The following is a 19,025-nucleotide window of genomic DNA, read 5'->3' on the forward strand; positions in this document are numbered from 1 at the left end:
GGTGTTACTCCTGCTCTTGAAGCAGAAACTCCAGATTGCGGGTGAAGACTCCTGCCGCCTTCCAGTCCCTGTAGGCATCCGGCACGGGAATACCGGCAATATCGGCGTCTGTGCCCGCCGCCTGCAGCGTGCCGATAAGGTTCAGGAGGTCATGGATGTATTGGCGCATGGCGCCGATACAAGAGGCGTTGCTAACGGGGCCATGGCCGGGGACGACGGTTCTGGCCCCCAAGGCCTCCAGCCGGTCCAGTGCACCGAGCCAACTATGCGGATCGCCGTCTTGAAACAGGGGGTGATTGTAAGCGGCGATCACATCCCCCCCGAAAATCAACGCATCCGCTGGGGAATACAGGACAGAGTCGCATACGGTATGGGCCTGTCCCAGCGACAACAGCTCGACGCTGCGTTTGGTACCGCGGATCGTTAACTTACTCTCGTACGTCAGCTCCGGGCAGGTGATGGTCAGCGTTTCAATCGATTCCTGAATCTCCAGCAGAACCTGCCGTTCTCCGGACAGCCTGGTGCGCACGGCGGTATCCGTCTCGGCGGCGAGCTTGTCCGAGACTGCGGAGAGATCCGCCGCCAGCTGCGGCAGCAGCGGCTGCATCCGCGCCAGCCAGGCGGGCTGGGTCTTCAGCATCATTTCACGTGTGCGGCTGGTGGACACAATAACTGCCCCGGTAAAATGCTGGTTGCCCCGCACATGATCGCCGTGCCAATGGCTGTTGACCACATACTTTACCGGCTGCTCTCCGAACAGTTGGCGTGCCGCTTCGGACAAGTCTTTGCCGGCTTGCGGTGTATTGAAAGTGTCAAACACCAGAATAAAGCCGCCCATATCGATGATACCGGCGTTGCTCATGGCTCCGCCCGTCTCGGTGGCTTCGAGGGCATAGATGCCTTCTGCAAGCGGAACGGGAGTGAAGTGGCGGGAATGGAACATAATAATGACCTCTTTTCAACGGGAATTAGGATGATTTTACTATTTCAGAAAATACATGAAAGCGACAAATGTGGTTTCGAATGATCTGAGTCTGCATTAGCCGGTTAACTGTGCTTGCATTTCATCCGGTTATTTGCTAACATACAATGTAACTTTATACGGACTGGTTCTCTAGGGTTCCGCGGCCATTGGCCGGCCAGGTCCGAGGGAGAACGCACAACCCCCCTTAGCGGGAGCGGGCATTGTGTCAACACGGAGGGATAAAAGCCCGGGAGGTATCGCCAGTACTGGCGATGACCTGCCGGGCTTTTATTTTTTTCTGATGGAATGATAATTTCGGCATTAAAACCGGCGGCCCCGGAACCAGTCTTAGCTGTAAAGGAGACAGGAGGAGAGAAACATGAATGCAACAAGCAGAGCGTGGTTAACGATCGTAGGAGCGGCAGTATTTGAAGTCATATGGGTTATCGGTCTTAAGCATGCGTCAACGGTGCCGGAATGGGCAGTGACGATCGTGGCGATTATTATCAGTTTCTCGGCATTGATCTGGGCCAGCGGCCGGCTGCCGGCGGGTACGGTGTATGCTGTTTTTGTAGGTCTGGGAACGGCGGGTACGGTGGTCTCGGACATGGTATGGTTCGGGGAGCCGCTGCGTGTGCTCAAGCTGGTGCTGATCGCTATACTGTTGGCCGGTGTTATTGGTCTGAAGCTTGCGGGCGGACATGAAGCCGAAGCAGAAGAAGTTAAGGAGGTGTCCTAAATGGATTGGGTAATGCTGATCGGCGCAGGGCTATGTGAAATGGCCGGGGTATCCATGATGGCGAAGCTGCAGAAAGACCGCAGCATGCGGACACTGGCGCTGCTGATCCTTGGTTTTGGAGCGAGCTTTATACTCCTATCGCTGGCGATGCGGACATTGCCGATGGGCACGGCCTATGCCGTCTGGACCGGAATCGGCGCGGCCGGCGGGGCGGCCATGGGCATGCTGCTGTACGGCGAGCCGCGGAACCGGGCGCGTATTCTCTGTATCGCACTCATACTGGCAGCCGCCATCGGTCTGAAGCTGGCGGGGTAAGGCGGTTAGAGCATGGAAAGTGAAGAGCGGACTATACCTATGCGCGGGGCTTATGCGTGAGGATCATGCGCCGATTTCATGCGCATAGTGATGATACGAACGGGGTCATGGGTGAAAATTTTTGGCGTATAAGCGGTACGGACACCAGAGCCGTTAATTAGAGAATGCTCCCGGCAAAAACGGTTTTCCCGGCCAATAGCGTCACCTCGGTCCGTTAATCCGCATAAACCGGCCAATGTTAATAATTAGCGTCACCTCAGTCGGTTACACTTCCTGTTCGCCTGGCGGCCAAGCCAGGGACACTACCATAGAGAATGTTAAAGATTTAGACAACTGTACGATGTTTTGAAGGGTTCAACATGGTAAGTATAGTTAGTATACAATCCATTCCTAAGGAGACTTCCATTATGAACAGGAACATACAGAACCGGATTACGCTGCAGGATGGGGCTTCCGTGCCGAGGATCGGCCAGGGAACCTGGTATATGGGTGAGGATCCGTCCAGACGGAGCGAGGAAATAGCGGCCTTGCGGCTGGGCGTTGAACTCGGCATGAATGTCATCGATACGGCTGAAATGTACGGGGAGGGCCGTGCCGAGGAGCTGGTGGGCGAAGCGATCCGGGGCATCCGTGACAAGGTGTTCCTCGTCTCCAAGGTGTATCCGCACAACGCCGGCAGGGACAATCTGGCCCGCAGCTGCGAGAACAGCCTGAAGCGGCTGGGTACAGACCGTCTGGACCTTTATTTGCTGCATTGGCGCGGAGATGTTCCGCTTGCCGAGACCGTTGAGGGTATGGAACAGCTGGTGGCTGCCGGCAAAATCGCCCGATGGGGTGTCTCTAACCTCGATACCGACGAGATGAAGGAGCTGGTGAACCTGCCGGGCGGTAACCGCTGCGCCGTCAACCAGGTGCTGTATCATCTCGGTTCCCGCGGCATTGAGCATGAGCTCCTGCCCTGGCAGAAGGGGCGAAAGATGCCCCTGATGGCTTACTCGCCGCTCGCCCAGGCGGGTACACTGCGCCTGGGTCTCACAGAGAACCAGGCAGTCCGGGAGATTGCCCGCAATCACGGGGCAACGCCGTTGCAGGTTATGCTCGCCTGGAGCATTCGTGAAGGCGATGTCATGGCCATCCCGAAGGCCGGTGACCGCCGGCATGTGGCCGAGAATGCGGCAGCGGCGGACATCCGCCTGAGTGAGGAGGAGCTGTGCTTGCTCGACGACGCATTTCCTCAGCCGGCCTGGCGGGTGCCGCTGGATATGATCTAGAACGCTGCAGGCACATGTGTCTGATGAATGCGAAAGAGCGCGGCTTCTAGCGCAGCGGGGGCGTAAGCGCTCCCGCTTTTTTTTTGCAGAAACAGAACTGTCGCCGTTGTTCACTCCAAGGATTATGGGGCAAAGATCGCCATCATATATAAGAAACAAAAATGCCGATACATTGATTCCGATGCCCAAAAGCGCGCATATCTGTTTTTTTGTGCTTAAGCCCCCTTATTCCGACAACGAATCCAATAGGGCTAATACAGAAGAGAGAAATAGCGCCGATACCATCTCCAGGCTGGCCGGCTTTAAAAGTAGGTCTCTCTCATGGCCTTTGTGCTGCATCCTTTGGCTACTCAGCCTTATGCATTCGCTGGTCTAATGATCAAACACCAGGTGAAAGTTTGCTGTAAAGTTTGCTATAATGAACAAAATCATTTATAACAAACTGCACTTATGCTAACAGAACTAACAGGGGGTCAACTGCCGGATGAATACGATTACTTTTCCCCGCGATTTTGTTTGGGGCGCAGCTACCGCTGCTTATCAAATTGAAGGCGCCTATGAGGAGGACGGACGGGGCCTGTCCATCTGGGACACCTTTGCACGGGTTCCCGGCAAAGTATGGAACGGCGACAACGGGGATACGGCCTGTGACAGCTACCACCGCTACCGGGAGGATATTGCCCTGATGAAGGAGCTGGGCATTAAAGCGTACCGTTTCTCCATCGCCTGGCCGCGTATTTATCCGCAAGGCACCGGAGAGGTGAATCCGCGCGGAATCCAGTATTATCACGATTTTGTGGATACGCTGATCGAGAACGGCATCGAGCCGGTCTGCACGCTGTACCACTGGGATCTGCCGCAGGCGCTCGAAGAGCGGGGCGGCTGGCGCAGCCGGGAGACGATCGATGCGTTCGCCCGCTACAGCGAGACCTTATTCCGGGAGTACGGCGGCAAAATCAAGCACTGGTACACGATCAACGAGCCCTGGTGCGCATCCTTCCTGTCCCACTATTACGGTGAGCATGCGCCGGGGGACAAGGATCTGCAGACAGCAGTCAACGTGGCGCATCACCTGCTGGTAGCCCATGGGCGGGCGGTGCGGGCCTTCCGTGAACTTGGAGCCGAGGGGCTGATCGGCTATGCGCCCAATGCGACCTGGATGGAGCCTTACAGCAACCGGGCCGAAGATAGGGCAGCATGCGAGCGGCAGAACGGCTGGTTCATTGAATGGTTCATGGACCCGGTGTTCAAGGGCGAATACCCTGCTTTTCTGGTGGAATGGTTCAAACAGGCGGGGGCGGAGCTGCATATCGAGAACGGTGACATGGAGCTGATCAGCGAGCGGATCGACATGTTGGGGCTTAATTATTACAACGGTTCGGTGGCGCGCTTCGATGACAACGGCGGCTTGATGCAAATCCGCACGGTTGATGTGGGCTACGAGCACACCGATATCGGCTGGCCGATTTATCCGCAGGGCTTCTATAATGTCCTAAACCGCATCCGCGGGCTGTACGGGGATATTCCGGTCTATATCACTGAGAACGGGGCCTGCTACAACGATGAGCCGGAGGCGGGGGCCGTAGCAGACCAGAAGCGGATTGACTATATCCACAAGCATCTGATTCAGCTGGACCGTGCCATCTTGTCGGGCATTCCGGTTAAGGGGTATTTTTCCTGGTCGCTGATGGACAACTTCGAATGGGCCTATGGCTACTCCATGCGGTTCGGGCTGATTCATGTGGACTACAAGACGCTGGCCCGGACGCCAAAAGACAGCTACTACTGGTATCAGGATGTCATTGCGCGCGGCGGTATCGAGATCGGGTAAAGTGCCAGCCGCACCTATACCGGCACCACCAACGGAACGTCAGGAAGCCTCCAAGCAGCAGCTTGGAGGCTTTTTTGCATCTGGTGCACCTTTTTTTGCCCTATAAAAGCTTACTCCGCACCGCCTGCACTCAGATGCTCTAGCAGCATCTGCACAAACCGCTCCTGGATCACCGGCTCTTCCGGGGCCAGCGGGGTCAGGCTGAACTTCTGCAGCATCCCCATCATGGCGGTAAAAATAAACCGGGCCGTCCCGGGCGCCTCCAGCTCAGTTTTCAGAGACCCGTCGGCTACACCGGCTTCAATCACTCCGGTCAGGAAATGGTGCTCTTTGTTGCCGCTGACGAAAGCATCGTACCGTTCACTCAGCTCCGGCTTGGTACGGTAAGCTTCGTAATGAAGGTCAAACAGCAGGATGAATTTGATGTACTCGGGATGCAGCCGGGCGTACTCTGTCCAGGCCTTCAGCATCGCCAGCAGCTTGTCCCGGCCGCTCCCGGCCGTGTCTGCCGCCGATTGCACTGCTTCCGTCATGTTCTCCAGCAGCTCCATCTGCACCTCCAGAACCAGCTCATCCATGGACTGAAAATGCTTATAGAAGGTGACCCGGCTGACTCCGGCCAGTCCGCACACCTCTTTGATATTGACGTTGAGGAAGCTCTGTTTCATGCACAGCTCTTTGGCGGCGGAGATCAGTTCCCCGCGGTTCCGGCTCTTCAAATTCTGGTGCCAGTTCTCAGTCATGGGCAGCGTTCCGTTCTTTATGGGAATGGGGGATGTTCACCGTCAGGCTTAGGGCGATCATCAAAATGAATGCACCAAAAATATAGGGCGAATGAACTTGTTTGTCAAACAGGACCCCGGCGATCACCGGACCAAGAATATTGCCCAGGCTGGTGTAGGTAGTGCTCAAACCGGAGGCGTAGCCCTGGCGGTTTCCGGCTGCATTCGCGATCAAAGTGCTTACGGTAGGCCGCAGGAACGCATTGAATGCAAAGAAGAGGGCAGATACAACGAGCAGATAACCCAGGTTGACGCGGATCAGCATCAGCAGGAGCGCGAGGGCGGTCATGATCAGTGACATGCGGATCAGCGTCTTCTCGCCGAATCGTTTGATGAACTTATCGAGCAGCCAGACCTGGACAATGATGCCGATTACGGCCCCGAGTGTGATGATGAGAGAGATTTTGCCGGCGTCCAGCCCGTATTTGCGTTCAACGAAGAGAGCGTATACCGTCTCGTAATTGACCAGCCCGAACGTCATTACGAGAATCAGCAGGAGGTAGCGGAAGTAAGGGGTCCGGAAGGAATCGATCAGCGGTTTGAGGAGCGGCTGTCTTTGCTTCGTTTGACCGCGGACGGTCCGGTGCTCGGTCTGCAGTGTCTCCGGGAGGAACAGGGTCAGGAGTGTAGCGGCCAGGCTCAGTCCCGCGGCAAAATAATACGGTACCCTCAGACCGAATCCGGCGATCATCCCGCCCAGTCCGGGGCCCAGCACCATGCCCAGGTTCATGGCGGCACCCAGGTAGCCCATGCCTTTGGCCCGCGTCTCTTGCGTGGTGATGTCTGCGACATAAGCCATATTGGCGGGGACCATGAGGCCCACGCCCATGCCGCCGACGAACCGGGCGAAATAGAGCAGGGGCAGGCTGTGCGAAGCGGCGAAGAGAAGGTCGGAGATAACAGTCAGAAAAAGACCGGCGACGATCAGCTTCTTGCGCCCCCAGCGGTCCGAGAGCTGGCCGCCGACCGGCGAGAAGATAAACTGGGCAGCGCCGAACGCGGCGACCAGATAACCGGCTGCCGTGCCGGCCACGTCAAATTGCTTGAGATAATCCGGGAGGATGGGGATGACCATGCCCTGACCCAGCAGGGCAATAAACATATTGAGCATGAGGATGAAGAGCGGGTACTGAATAGAACGATTTTTTGAATGAATCATGCAGTTCTCTCCTTATTTACACTGTGTAACTAATTACATAGTGTAAACAATAACGACATGAGAAGCAACAAGTTATTACATGGCCGCCCTTGCGGAAAGGAGGACATGAGCAGGCCGGGTCGGAGGCATTACTCCTTGACCCGGCCTGCCGGTTTGTTTGCATATTATAGCGGCGGATGCTCTGATGCTATATGGCAGCGTTACGGCTTCGGCAGCGGCAGCCAGACGGCATCCGGGGAGGTGGGGCGCTCGCTGCCGCCGGCCGGCTCGACGGTCAGCGCGAAATTCTCCGCATCGCCGAGCTGGCGGTCCTTGATGTACAGATGGCCTTTGGCGGCTTCGATCTGCAGCAGGCCCAGCGCATCGCGGCGGCCGTTATTGACCAGCCATGCCTGCAGCGAGCGCTGATCGCCGAGGGCGACATCGTCAATCAGCACGAACAGCTCTCCCGAATCGCCGTTGTACCAGACATTGCCGGAGAACTGGTCACGGCTGGCCTGATCCAGCCTGTAGGACACCGTCTCGGGACGGTTCATGACAGCAAGAGCCTGCGGCTCGTAGCTGTTGATATAACGCGTGCGCTCGGCCCTGCCGTCTGCCGGGCTGTACAAGCCGCGCAGCAGAAATAACAGTGCACCGCACAGGACCAGAGCCGCCGCACCGCCGCGGTAATAGGCCTGGCGGTTCTTCAAATGCCGCCGCCAGTAGGTGTAACGGACACGCCGCCGGATGCTCCTTCTGACCGCATCCCGCGGCAGAAGGATGGCCGGGTCTGCCGCCGGTCCGGCGCTGCCGGCCTCAAGGGCCTCTGCGGCAACGGCGGCAGCCCTACGGTTGTCCGGCTCCGGTGCGGGCGGGGCCAGCAACGGCCGCCAGATACGCACCGTCTCCGTGCACGACGGGCACTGCTCCAAATGCCGGCGCATCCGTTCCTGTCTGCTGCCGGCGGTCTGGCCTTCAATCCAGTCAATCCACTCTTCTTCGCTGTAGTGTTGCGCACTGGACTGCCTGGTGCTACCGTTTTCGGGCCGGTTCATGCGGCTCCCCTCCTTCCGGCTGGTCGATCCAGCCCTGCTTAATGAGCTGCCTTCGCATATTGGCTATACCGTATTTGATCCATGATTTGACGGTTCCCAGCGGGACACTCCAGGAATCGGCCAGCTCCTGATGGGTGTGCGCCGCGTAGTAGGAGCCGAGAATCGCCTTTCTCTGGTTGGCCGGAAGACACTGCAGCGCCGAACCGAGCGCCTCGCTTTGCACCTTGTGGAGCACGGCTTCCTCCTGGCCGGTCACCGATTCATCTTGCCGCAGAATATCGGGGTCGGCCAGCGGCTCCGCCCGCGACTTGCGGCGCTGCCTGTCAATGCAGCGGCTGCGGGTCATTACCGCAAGCCAGGCCTTGAGCGAGCCGCGCTGCGGATCATACGTCCTGCCCCGCCGCAGCACCTCAAGGAAGATATCATGGCAGATGTCCTCCGCCTCCATCCGGTCCTGCGTCTGTCGGTAAGCAATCTGCAGTACATACGGAGCATAGCAGGCATAGAACTCGTCAAAGGCATCCGTGGAGCCTTCGCACATCAGGACGAGTAAGTCTGCCATCCTTTCATTGCAGGATTCCATAGGTGTTCCGCCGCCTCCGTTTCTTTCAAGTCAAAAATTGATGCCGGGAGAAGCCTCTTCTTTTTTTGTACCACTTGCGGACGATTTTTTAAAGATGTGCAAAAATTTATTTTTGACCGTAAATCCATACCGCCTTCCCGTGCGTATCTTTGTCGGATAAATCATGAAGGAGGAATTCGTTATGCGTTTCATGCGCACCACATTCCGCAAGCCGCTGGCAATGCTCCTCATTGCGCTGCTTGCCCTGGCTTCCGGTTCCGGTCTCGGTCTGCCGAAGGCCGCCGCTGCCGGAGCCGTCGAGCTGTATACCCCGTATCTTGAGCTGTCGGCAGCGCCGGGCGAGTCCATCACTTACCCGATCGATGTCATCAACCACGGAAGCTCCACGGCCCATGTGGGGTTATCCTTTCAAACGGGAGGGAACGCTTGGGATTATGAGCTGACCGCCGGCGGACGCCAGGTGCAGCAGCTCGCCGTTAAGGCCGGGGAGTCGCAGAGCGTCTCGCTGCAGTTGGAGGTCCCGCTCGAAATTGACAAGGGCAGCTATTCGTTTGCTGTTGCAGCATCGGGACACGATACACTGGCGCTGAAGGTCAACGTCTCGGAACAGGGGACCTTCAAGACCGAGCTCACCGTAGACCAGGCCAACATGCTGGGCCATTCCGATACAACCTTTACATACAGCGCGGTGCTGAGCAACCGTACGGCACAGACGCAGTCCTACGCGCTGTCTGCGCAGGCGGAGGCCGGCTGGGACGTGCGCTTCAAAGCCGACGGGAACAGCGTAACATCCGTCGAGCTTGAAGCGGGCGCGCAGAAGACGATCAGCATCGAAGCCCAGCCCCCGGAGCAGGTAAAGGCGGGTACCTACAAAATCCCGGTGACCGCTTCGACATCCACTGCCAGCACCGATACCGAACTTGAAGCGGTGGTTTCCGGCACCTACGGCATCCAGCTCAGCACCTCGGATAACCTGCTCAGCACCGACATTAAGGCAGGCGGCGAACGGCGCATTGACCTGGTGGTTACCAACACGGGCAGCGCAGCCCTGGAAGACATCAGCCTTAGCTCATCGGGAACGCCTACCGGCTGGGAGGTCTCCTTTGAGCCGTCGAGCATCCGTTCGGTGGAGCCCGGTGCGTCTGCAACGGCACAGGCGGTGATCAAGTCGAGCGACAATTCGCTCCCGGGGGATTACGCGGTAAGCTTGAGTGCCTCGTCGCCGTCGAAATCGGCCTCGGCCGACCTGCGCGTTGCCGTTAAGACCTCTGTACTGTGGGGCTGGATCGGGGTGCTGATCATCGCCGCTGTGGTGGGCGGCATCTACTACCTGTTCCGCAGATTCGGAAGACGGTGAATCGTATGGCGGAGAGCGTAATCGAACTGGACGGCCTGACCAAGCAATACGGCGGTTTTACGGCTGTCAACGGCCTCAGCCTCAGCATCGCCAAGGGCGAAGTCTTCGGCCTGCTCGGGCCGAACGGCGCCGGCAAGACCACCACCATCCTGATGATGCTGGGCCTGACGGAACGCACTTCCGGCAGTGCGCTCATCTGCGGCTTCGATCCTGCCCGGTCGGCGCTGCAGGTGAAGCGGCGTGTCGGCTACATGCCGGATGACATCGGCTTCTACGAGGACCGCACCGGCCTGGATAACCTGATGTATACCGCCCGTCTGAACGGCATTGCGCCGGCCGAAGCCCGGCACAGCGCCGAGGCGCTGCTGGAGAAGGTGGGGCTTGCGGCCAGCGGCAAAGCCAAGGTAGGCACCTATTCCCGGGGGATGCGCCAGCGCCTGGGCCTGGCCGATGTGCTGATCAAGAACCCGGAGGTCATCATTCTGGACGAGCCGACGCTCGGCATCGACCCGGAAGGGGTCAGAGAGCTGCTGGCGCTGATCTCGGATCTTAGCCGCAACGAGGGGATCACCGTGCTGCTCTCGTCCCATCAGCTGCAGCAGGTGCAGCAGATCTGCGACAGGGTCGGGCTGTTTGTGCAGGGGAAGCTGATTGCCTGCGGCGATATCGCCAACCTTTCCAGAGAGCTGAACCAGGAGCTGCACGCAGAGGTGGAGCTGGCCGCCCAGCCGTGGACACCTGAGCTTGCAGACCGGCTGCTGGCGCTGGAGGGAGTGCTCGGGCTGAATACGGGAGAATGGAAGGGGGAGAATGCGCCGCCAGGAAGCATATTGGCAACTCTGGAGTGCGACCGCAATCTGACCTCTGCCATCGCCTCCGAGGTGATTACCGCCGGTGCGGAGCTACATTATATCCGGCGCAAGGAGCCGGGGCTGGATGAAATCTATCACCGCTACTTTGAGAAGAAGGAGGAGGGGGCATGAATGCAAAAGCACAGAGTCTTGAGCTGCTGACCCAAATCCGGCAAAGGTTGAACAGTCTGCTGCGCCGGGGGGCCGCTCCGTCCGGAGCCCGCGATCTTCCTGAACGGAGCGGTAGCTCGGCTTTCTGGGTAATGGTGCAGAAGGAGCTCGGCGACCATATCCGCAGCTGGCGGTTCACCATCCTGATCGGCATTATTGTGCTGGCTTGTATCGGCTCGGTTTATTCCGCGATCACCTCGATCCGCGATAGCGGAACGGGGCAGGGGACCGGAGGCAGCTTCCTGTTCCTGAAGATGTTCACCAGTAGCAGCGGCAGCCTCTCGATTCCGACCTTCACTACGTTCCTGTCGTGGCTTGGACCCTTAATCGGCATAGCACTTGGCTTCGATGCCGTCAATTCGGAGCGCAACAAGGGGACGCTTGGACGATTGATGTCCCAGCCGATCTACCGTGACGATTTCCTGAAGGCCAAATTTACGGCTTCGCTGATCCTGATTGCGGTTGTCGTGTTTGCGCTGGGATTTCTGGTAACCGGCCTCGGGCTGCTTACCATCGGCTATCCGCCGACACCGGAGGAATTCTGGCGGATTCTGTTCTTCCTGATCATTGCCGTCGTGTATATCGGGTTCTGGTTGAATCTGTCGATCCTGTTCTCCATCCGTTTCCGCCAGGCAGCAACCTCGGCATTGTCCGGTATTGCCGCCTGGCTGTTCCTGACGCTGTTCTACAGCATGATCATTAACCTGATTGCCAGCGCCACTGCGGTCCCGGAGACCGCCGCACTCAGCAAGCAGCTGCGCCATGCGCATTTCATACTGGCGCTGAACCGTTTGTCGCCGACCGAATTATTCTCGGAGACAATTACCACCATGCTGTCGCCCGGGATCCGTTCGCTGGGTCCGTTGACGATGGATCAGCTGGTGGGTGCAATCTCGGCACCCTTGCCGCTGGGGCAGAGCGTACTCCTGATTTGGCCGCAGCTGACAGGCCTGCTTGCCGAAACTATGGTATGCTTCGGCATTTCCTATTACCTGTTCATGCGCCAGGAGATCCGTTCGCGCAATTAACCGCCAGCCTTCTCTAATCCATATAAGAAACCAGCCGCTGTGCACCCAAAAAGCCGGGCAGCGATTCCTCCAAGTAACGGGGAATCGCCGCCCGGCTCATTTCATTGCAGAACTAGATCGGACTGTCTATAGGGATGAGAAACTTCCCGCTTAACTGTGCTCGAGAATCGTCTGCAGCGTGGTGCGGTCGAGCCCTTCGACCAGCTTCACCAGCAGCTCCTTGGCCGCGTCGATGTCATCGCTGTGGATGATGGAGGTCGCGGTATGGATATAGCGGGAACAGATGCCGATAACAGCCGACGGCACGCCGATGCCGCTGACATGCACCTGGCCGGCGTCAGTGCCGCCCTGGGAGACGAAGTACTGGTACTTGATCTTGTGGGTATCGGCCGTATCCTGCACATATTCGATCAGTCCGCGGTGGGTAATCATCGTCGGATCGAAAATACGCAGCAGCGCGCCCTGGCCCAGCTGCCCGAACGCCTGGCGGTCGCCGGTCATGTCGGCTGCGGCGCTGGCGTCCAGTCCGAAGAAGATGTCAGGCTGCAGCAGATTGGCCGACGTGCGCGCACCGCGCAGACCGACCTCTTCCTGGACGGTGGCTCCAGCGTATACCGTGTTCGGCAGCGGTTTGCCCGCAAGCTCCTTCACCAGCTCGATGGCCAGACCGACGCCGTAACGGTTGTCCCAGGCCTTCGCCATAATCTTTTTCGGATTGGCGAGCGGGGTGAACGGGCAGACCGGAAGAATCTGCTGCCCCGGCTTAACGCCGAAGCTCAGCGCTTCCTCGCGGCTGTCGGCTCCGATATCGATGTACATCTTGGCGATATCGCCCGGTTTGTTGCGGTCCTCGGGGCTGACCAGATGGACCGGCACACTGCCGACAACGCCGTTGATCGCACCCTGCGGCGTAAAAATCTGCAGCCGCTGCGAGGCCACCGCCGCCGCCAGCCAGCCGCCTAGCGGGGTGAAGCGGATCATGCCGTTATCCGTGATGCCGGTAACCATAAAGCCGACTTCGTCGAAATGCCCGGCGACCATGATCTTAGGGCCGTTGGCTTCGCCGCGCAGCACGCCGAACAGGCTGCCGAGGCGGTCCTGCACGAATTCATCGGTATAAGGGGCCAGCTGCTCCTTGACGTAGGCGCGAAGCTCGCGCTCGAAGCCGGGCGCAGCCGGGAATTCGGTGAGTGTTTTAAACATATCGAGGGTTTCCTGATTCATGTCGATCTCTCCTTTGCTGTTCTTTAACTATAAGCTAAAGTTCATCTTATCCAGTATGAACATTGCGGACGGAATTGTCCACGCTATGGGGGAAGGAACACCGGGCACCGCCTCCGCGAATAAGATAAATGCGGAGGCTCTGCAGGCAAAGAGCCGCGGAAAGGAAGCGAACGCTTATGAAAGGTGCAGGAAGCCGGGCCGGCTCTCCCGGACAAGGCTTCGCCGGCAGGGTGCAGGCTGTCCGGCTGCGGCGGACTATTCCCCGCCGGTATGGTCCGCCGAGCGAGGCAGTGCTCATTATGATCCTGTTCTTGCTGCTGGTTGTAGTGCTGTTGTATTTTTCCTGAGCGCCTGGTGTCATAACGGAGCGGCATCCGGCGAACAATAAGGAAAAGTTTTCGCGAAAGCAAAAGAAAACCGGAGGAGATGTCCGGGTGCCTGGCATCCGGACTTGTCCCCGCCATCATTCCAGGAGGTGTCCCCTTTGCCGGCCAAAACGAAAACTTCCGGTGTCAAGCTCCGTTTAGACACAATGACCCCCCAGGACTATGAAAAATTGTCCAAGCCGTACGTACCCTCCCGTCCCGTATTCAAGAACTGCGTCCGTGCTTTTCTCTCCGGCGGACTGATCTGTGTACTCGGACAAGGCATCCAGGAGGCCTTTATGGCCATCTTCGGGATGACCTCCCGTGAGGCCGCCAGCCCTACGGTCGCCGTATTGATTCTGCTGTCGGTCATACTGACCAGCTTCGGGGTCTATGATAAGCTGGCCCAATGGTGCGGGGCCGGAACCGCAGTACCCGTAACTGGCTTTGCCAACAGCATGTGCTCGGCTGCGCTGGAGCACCGTGCCGAAGGGCTTGTGCTCGGCGTTGGCGCGAATATGTTCAAGCTCGCCGGCTCCGTAATTGTGTTTGGTGTCGTGGCGGCCTTTGTGGTCGGCATAGTCTATGCCATTATGGGCTGGGGAGGTTCGCACTAAACGATGGAACAGCTCGGCAGCCAGACCTGGCTTTATACCACCCGTCCCGTAATCGTCGGCGCTTCCGCCGTCGTTGGCCCCGAAGAGGGCGAAGGCCCGCTTGCTTCGGATTTCGATTTTATCTATGATTCCCTGAAAATGGGCGAGAAAACCTGGGAGAAGGCGGAGCGCGCCCTGTTTGAGAAGGCGGCCAAGCTGGCAATTATGAACGCCAAGCTGGAGCAAGACCAGCTGGAGTTTTTTGTCGGCGGTGATTTGATGAACCAGATCATCAGCAGCTCTTTCGCAGCTCGAAAGCTCTCCGTACCTTATCTCGGGGTGTTCGGCGCCTGTTCTACCTCGATGGAGAGCCTTGCCATCGCTTCCATGATTATTGATTCCGGGGGCGGGAAATATGCGCTGGCCGGCACCTCAAGCCACAACTGTACCGTCGAGAAGCAATTCCGCTATCCGACGGAGTATGGCTCTCAGAAGCCGCCGACCGCCCAGTATACGATTACCGGCTCCGGCTGCGCCGTGATCGGCCGCAATGACGGCAGCCCGGGCGGCATCCATGTGGTGTCGGCGACCATCGGCCGGATCATGGACCTCGGCTTGACAGACCCGTTCAATATGGGCGCGGCGATGGCGCCGGCTGCAGCCGATACGATCACCGCCCATTTCCGTGATACCGGTCTTTCGCCGGGATATTACGATCTGATCGTCACCGGGGACCTGGCATCCGTCGGCCTGCCGATTGCCAAGGAGCTTTTGGCCAAGGAAGGCATCCCGATGGAGCAGACGACCTTCAATGACTGCGGTCTGCTGATTTACGATATGGACAAGCAGAAATATGTCATCGCAGGCGGAAGCGGCTGCGGCTGTTCGGCAACCGTGACTTACGGGCATCTGCTGAAGCGGATGCGCAAGGGAGAACTGAAGCGCGTGCTGATTGTGGCTACCGGCGCACTGCTCTCGCCGCTGTCTTATCAGCAGGGCGAAAGCATTCCCTGCGTTGCGCACGCTGTAGCGCTGGAGAGCGGAGGTGAAGAAGGATGATTTATTTGTGGGCTTTTCTGATCGGCGGGGCGATCTGCGTAATCGGCCAGCTGCTGATGGATGTGTTAAAGCTGACGCCGGCGCATACGATGAGCACCCTTGTAGTGACGGGAGCCGTGGCGGATGCGTTCGGCCTTTACGATCCGCTGGTGAAATTCGCCGGCGCCGGGGCGAGCGTACCGATTACAAGCTTCGGCAACTCCCTGGTGCACGGGGCGCTGACCGAACTGGAGCGGGATGGCTGGGTCGGCGTGGTTACAGGTATATTTGACGTAACCAGTGCTGGGATATCCTCGGCGATTGTTTTCTCCTTTCTGGCAGCGCTGGTTGTCCGCCCGAAGGGCTGAAGGAAGCTGAAGCGTATATAGTGTGCAAGGACCGCCTGCCGGCGGTCTTTTTAATAGAACAGTTCAAGCCGAAGCCCCACTTTGTGGGGTTATTTACATTGTTAAGAGCTGTAATGGGGATAACATTCGGCCAAATGTTAAAAAAAAGTCGAAACTTGACGATATATTCTTAGATTCATGCAAAATATGGCGGAGGATGTGCAGGATGTTGAACAATCAGCGTAAGATTGAGCTTTTTTGGACCAGAAACAAAATTATTATTGGCGCTTTTTGGATAGTCTGCGCTGTGGCAGTGGTGCTGGCCTTCCAGCTTCCCAATCTGTGGGTATCCAACGTTCCGGCTGTTCTGATGGCTGCAGCGGTAACGTACTGTAACATGAAGCGCAAAGGGGTACTGGTCATTCCCTGGATTTTTACCGGTCTGCTTACACTGCTCGGTGTATATTTGACCATTTATGAAGTGAATGCGCTGGTTGTTCTTTTGTTATGTTCAGTGCTGTTATTCTACCCGGAGTATAAATATTTCGCCGTTGCCGCCGGCTTAAGCACGTTGAATCTTCTGGTGCAGCTGAGTGTGACCGGTGAGTTCGCTACCTCTGAGGATAAGCTGATGGCTTATATGAACGAATTCGGCGTTTATCTGCTGATCAGCGGCGTTCTGATCGTAGTCGCCTACCTGAACCAGAAGCTGATCCGGCACAGTGAGGCGCAGCGGGAAGCGGTGGAAGCAGCCGGAAGCAAAATTGAATTCATGCTGGACCGCGTAAAGTCGGCGGTAGACGGCCTTTATAAATTTACGGGGAACTTCAAGGTAGAGGTAGAGATGGCCGGAGCCATTACCAACGAGGTGGCGATTGGATTCCAGGAAGTGTCCAAGGGGATTGAGTACCAGGCCGGGAGCATCTCCGAGATTACGGAAGCGATCTCTGTCTCTGACCGGCATATCCGCGACGTGGCCGGCTATTCGCAGGAAATGAAACGGCTCTCCGGCGAGACGGCTGCGGTCAGCGAGCAGGGGAGCGGCCAGGTCGCAGTGCTCACCGGCCAGTTCTCACAGCTGCAGCAGGTCATGGAGCAAACCACAGCCCAAATGCAGGAGTTTGCGGACCGGGGACAAAATATACACGATATGCTGGACGGCATTATGCAAATCTCCAGACAAACCAATCTGCTGGCGCTGAATGCGTCAATTGAAGCGGCACGTGCAGGCGAGCATGGCCGGGGGTTTGCGGTGGTAGCCGGCGAAGTGCGCAAGCTTGCCGAGAGCTCCGGACAGACTGCGGACGAGATCAGCGGAGTGATCGCGGCGCTGCAGCGCCAAACCGGGGAACTGCTCGGATTGTTCGAGCACAGCCGGGAGCTGCTGGTGGAAGGCAGCACTTCGATGCTCAGCACCGAGCAGGTGTTTCAGGCGATCCAGAGCAACACGCATAATGTACTCAACCAGGCGGGCGAAATTGAACAAAGCTCGGAGGAAATGAAGCGGTTCTCGGAGAAAGTGGTCACCGAGATCACCGAATTCTCCAGTGTTACTCAGCAGTCCAGCGCCGCTACCGAGGAGATTCTGGCGGGCGTCGAGGAGCAGCGTGCGATTACCCTCCATCTGGTGGAGAGCTTTATGGAACTGGAAAACCTGATCGTAGGTCTGAATGAACTGGTCGGGGAGAATAGCGGCAACGGAGCCGACGGAGCCAACGGGGTCGACGGGGGCAAAAAATAACGCGGCTGCGGTTGATTATTTCATAGACGGCCTCTGGACCGGGGGATGCGCCTAGCCCATATCACCTTGGCCGGCGGGCCGCCGGACCGGCCAGCGAACGGAATGTCATAAGCATCCCGGGCTTATATGCTTACGGACTGTACAGCCCTTATCCCAGCGATATAGACGGATTACCGCAGCTAACGGACACAAGATGCAGTTATTTCCGCTGCATCGGCGCCAGAGCAGGCAGATGAGGAGTAATAAGAGCACTGGTGTCCGTTACGCTGTCCAGACTGGTGAGAAAATGAACAATAAGAGCGCCTGAGTCCGTTGGCGGCAGAGTGCCTTAATAAATAATTACCGGAACGGACGGCCTATAGCGCATGATATTCCGGTCAGCAGCTAAGCCCCACGTTTGTGGGGCTTTTACAGTTTGGGGCCGGCTTTACCGGGGGGGCCCGCAAAGTACCTGAATCCGCTCCGGCGCATAATCTTCACTTTGTGAGTCAGTTTTCCGGGGTCCCCGCAAAGTACCTGAATCCGCATCGGCGCTAATCACCACTTTGTGGGGTATCTTTTGTGATTTCTTCCGAATTTTCAAGGCGGCGGCAAACATGTACTTTGGCCCCCCATATCATGTAAAATGTAAATAATACGCTTATTCTGACATAGGAGGTTTACATCATATGCCCGTACGTCAAGAATCAACGCAAATTATGAACGCTGTCCGCACTAATTTGGAATCCTGCATACTAGGCAAAAAGTTTGAAATAGAATTGCTGCTTACGGCCTTGCTGGCCGGAGGCCATGTTCTGATCGAGGATGTTCCGGGCACGGGCAAAACCCAGCTGATCCGCGCGCTGTCGCGGTCCATGTCCGGCGATTACCGCCGGATCCAGTGTAATCCCGACATTCTGCCCAGCGATATTACCGGTGTCTCCGTATATCATCCGCGTGATGAGATGTTTCATTTCCGGCCGGGTCCGGTAATGACCAACATTCTGCTGGCCGACGAGATTAACCGGGCCACCACCAAGACACAGTCTGCGCTTCTTGAAGTCATGGAGGAACGCAACGTGACGGTGGACGGCGAGACGTATCCGCTGCCCCACCCGTTTATGCTGTGCGCAACGCAGAACCCGATCGATTTTGAAGGCACGTACACGCTGCCCGAGGCTCAGCTTGACCGTTTCATGCTGCGGATCAGTCTGGGTTATCCGGATGCGGATACGGAGAAGAGCCTGCTGCTCAGCCACCAGGAAGGCCAGCCGGTGGACAAGCTTGACGCGGTGACCAGCATGGAGCGGATTGCGGCAATCCAGGAGGAGATCCGCGATGTCTACATCAGCGATCCCGTCCTGAATTATTTGCTGTCCATCGTGCGGGCCACGCGCGAGAATCCGCTGGTGCTGCTGGGCGCAAGCCCGCGGGCTTCCCTGTCGTTCATGATGGCGTGTAAGGCATACGCTTTCTTGAAGGAGCGCGATTACGTGCTGCCGGATGATGTGAAGACGCTGACCCCCTTCGCGCTGGGCCACCGCATTCTGCTGCGGCCGGAGACCCGTCTGGATAATGTCAGCGTAGATGCCCTGCTGCAGAAGCTGCTGCAGACGATTCAAGTGCCAGTGGCGATGAGGCAATAAC

The 19,025-nt window shown here is 57.6% G+C and carries 19 protein-coding genes and 1 riboswitch; of the genes, 13 read left to right on the forward strand and 6 right to left on the reverse strand.

What is annotated here, in order from left to right; all coding sequences use genetic code 11:
* Positions 1-4: 4 nt before the first annotated feature.
* Positions 5-943, reverse strand: coding sequence for an MBL fold metallo-hydrolase (locus F1381_RS25185; protein WP_151737587.1), 939 nt, complete (start codon positions 941-943; stop codon positions 5-7).
* A gap of 160 nt (positions 944-1,103) precedes the next feature.
* Positions 1,104-1,220: riboswitch (guanidine-I (ykkC/yxkD leader) on the forward strand.
* A 123-nt stretch (positions 1,221-1,343) separates the two neighbouring features.
* On the opposite strand from F1381_RS25185, the gene F1381_RS25190 reads away from it, so the two are divergent.
* From F1381_RS25190 to F1381_RS25205, 4 genes are all read left to right on the forward strand, one after another.
* On the forward strand, positions 1,344-1,703 hold the full coding sequence (locus F1381_RS25190; protein WP_151737588.1) for a DMT family transporter: 360 nt from the start codon (positions 1,344-1,346) through the stop codon (positions 1,701-1,703).
* On the forward strand, positions 1,704-2,018 hold the full coding sequence (locus tag F1381_RS25195) for a DMT family transporter (RefSeq protein ID WP_151737589.1): 315 nt from the start codon (positions 1,704-1,706) through the stop codon (positions 2,016-2,018).
* A 407-nt stretch (positions 2,019-2,425) separates the two neighbouring features.
* Entirely contained in the window at positions 2,426-3,289 is an 864-nt protein-coding gene (locus F1381_RS25200) for an aldo/keto reductase (protein WP_151737590.1), read from the forward strand.
* A gap of 484 nt (positions 3,290-3,773) precedes the next feature.
* Positions 3,774-5,120: a GH1 family beta-glucosidase gene (locus F1381_RS25205; RefSeq protein WP_151737591.1), complete on the forward strand. Its 1,347-nt coding sequence runs from the start codon at positions 3,774-3,776 to the stop codon at positions 5,118-5,120.
* Between the two features lie 110 nt (positions 5,121-5,230).
* Here the strand turns inward: F1381_RS25205 and F1381_RS25210 are convergent, their stop codons facing one another.
* The 4 genes from F1381_RS25210 to F1381_RS25225 all read right to left on the reverse strand — a co-directional run bounded on the left by F1381_RS25210 (position 5,231) and on the right by F1381_RS25225 (position 8,660).
* A complete protein-coding gene (locus tag F1381_RS25210; RefSeq protein ID WP_151737592.1) occupies positions 5,231-5,863 on the reverse strand; it encodes a TetR/AcrR family transcriptional regulator in 633 nt (210 codons plus the stop codon).
* Positions 5,856-7,058, reverse strand: a complete 1,203-nt coding sequence (locus F1381_RS25215) for an MFS transporter (protein ID WP_187355570.1) — start codon at positions 7,056-7,058, stop codon at positions 5,856-5,858. Before F1381_RS25215 ends, F1381_RS25210 begins: the two co-directional genes overlap by 8 nt.
* Positions 7,059-7,261: 203 nt before the next feature.
* Entirely contained in the window at positions 7,262-8,098 is an 837-nt protein-coding gene (locus F1381_RS25220; RefSeq protein WP_151737594.1) for an anti-sigma factor, read from the reverse strand.
* On the reverse strand, positions 8,076-8,660 hold the full coding sequence (locus F1381_RS25225; RefSeq protein WP_246188198.1) for an RNA polymerase sigma factor: 585 nt from the start codon (positions 8,658-8,660) through the stop codon (positions 8,076-8,078). The genes F1381_RS25220 and F1381_RS25225 overlap by 23 nt, the downstream gene beginning before the upstream one ends.
* A gap of 202 nt (positions 8,661-8,862) precedes the next feature.
* Here F1381_RS25225 and F1381_RS25230 point away from each other — a divergent pair, with 202 nt between their 5' ends.
* From F1381_RS25230 to F1381_RS25240, 3 genes are read left to right on the forward strand one after another with little or no spacing between them, the layout of a single operon-like run.
* Positions 8,863-10,038, forward strand: a complete 1,176-nt coding sequence (locus F1381_RS25230) for a COG1470 family protein (protein WP_246188199.1) — start codon at positions 8,863-8,865, stop codon at positions 10,036-10,038.
* Between the two features lie 5 nt (positions 10,039-10,043).
* The gene (locus F1381_RS25235) at positions 10,044-11,021 is read left to right on the forward strand and encodes an ABC transporter ATP-binding protein (protein ID WP_151737596.1); all 978 of its coding nucleotides are present in this window, start codon (positions 10,044-10,046) and stop codon (positions 11,019-11,021) included.
* Positions 11,018-12,088 (forward strand): ABC transporter permease, encoded by a 1,071-nt coding sequence (locus F1381_RS25240; RefSeq protein ID WP_151737597.1) that lies wholly within the window; start codon positions 11,018-11,020, stop codon positions 12,086-12,088. Before F1381_RS25235 ends, F1381_RS25240 begins: the two co-directional genes overlap by 4 nt.
* 150 nt (positions 12,089-12,238) lie before the next feature.
* On the opposite strand, the gene F1381_RS25245 is transcribed toward F1381_RS25240, so the two are convergent.
* Positions 12,239-13,312, reverse strand: coding sequence for a M42 family metallopeptidase (locus F1381_RS25245; RefSeq protein ID WP_151737598.1), 1,074 nt, complete (start codon positions 13,310-13,312; stop codon positions 12,239-12,241).
* Positions 13,313-13,488: 176 nt separating this feature from the next.
* Here F1381_RS25245 and F1381_RS28500 point away from each other — a divergent pair, with 176 nt between their 5' ends.
* From F1381_RS28500 to F1381_RS25270, 6 genes are all read left to right on the forward strand, one after another.
* Complete coding sequence (locus tag F1381_RS28500; RefSeq protein ID WP_187355563.1) at positions 13,489-13,659, forward strand: hypothetical protein; 171 nt, start codon at positions 13,489-13,491, stop codon at positions 13,657-13,659.
* A 137-nt stretch (positions 13,660-13,796) separates the two neighbouring features.
* Complete coding sequence (gene spoVAC, locus F1381_RS25250; RefSeq protein WP_425495297.1) at positions 13,797-14,294, forward strand: stage V sporulation protein AC; 498 nt, start codon at positions 13,797-13,799, stop codon at positions 14,292-14,294.
* A gap of 3 nt (positions 14,295-14,297) precedes the next feature.
* Complete coding sequence (gene spoVAD, locus F1381_RS25255; RefSeq protein WP_151737599.1) at positions 14,298-15,332, forward strand: stage V sporulation protein AD; 1,035 nt, start codon at positions 14,298-14,300, stop codon at positions 15,330-15,332.
* The gene (gene spoVAE, locus F1381_RS25260; RefSeq protein ID WP_151737600.1) at positions 15,329-15,679 is read left to right on the forward strand and encodes a stage V sporulation protein AE; all 351 of its coding nucleotides are present in this window, start codon (positions 15,329-15,331) and stop codon (positions 15,677-15,679) included. Before spoVAD ends, spoVAE begins: the two co-directional genes overlap by 4 nt.
* 205 nt (positions 15,680-15,884) lie before the next feature.
* Positions 15,885-17,399, forward strand: a complete 1,515-nt coding sequence (locus F1381_RS25265) for a methyl-accepting chemotaxis protein (RefSeq protein ID WP_187355564.1) — start codon at positions 15,885-15,887, stop codon at positions 17,397-17,399.
* A gap of 668 nt (positions 17,400-18,067) precedes the next feature.
* Positions 18,068-19,024 (forward strand): AAA family ATPase, encoded by a 957-nt coding sequence (locus F1381_RS25270; RefSeq protein ID WP_151737602.1) that lies wholly within the window; start codon positions 18,068-18,070, stop codon positions 19,022-19,024.
* The last annotated feature ends 1 nt before the right edge of the window (position 19,025 follow it).

The organism is Paenibacillus tengchongensis, from assembly GCF_008973665.1.
Taxonomy (GTDB): domain Bacteria; phylum Bacillota; class Bacilli; order Paenibacillales; family Paenibacillaceae; genus Paenibacillus_AQ; species Paenibacillus_AQ tengchongensis.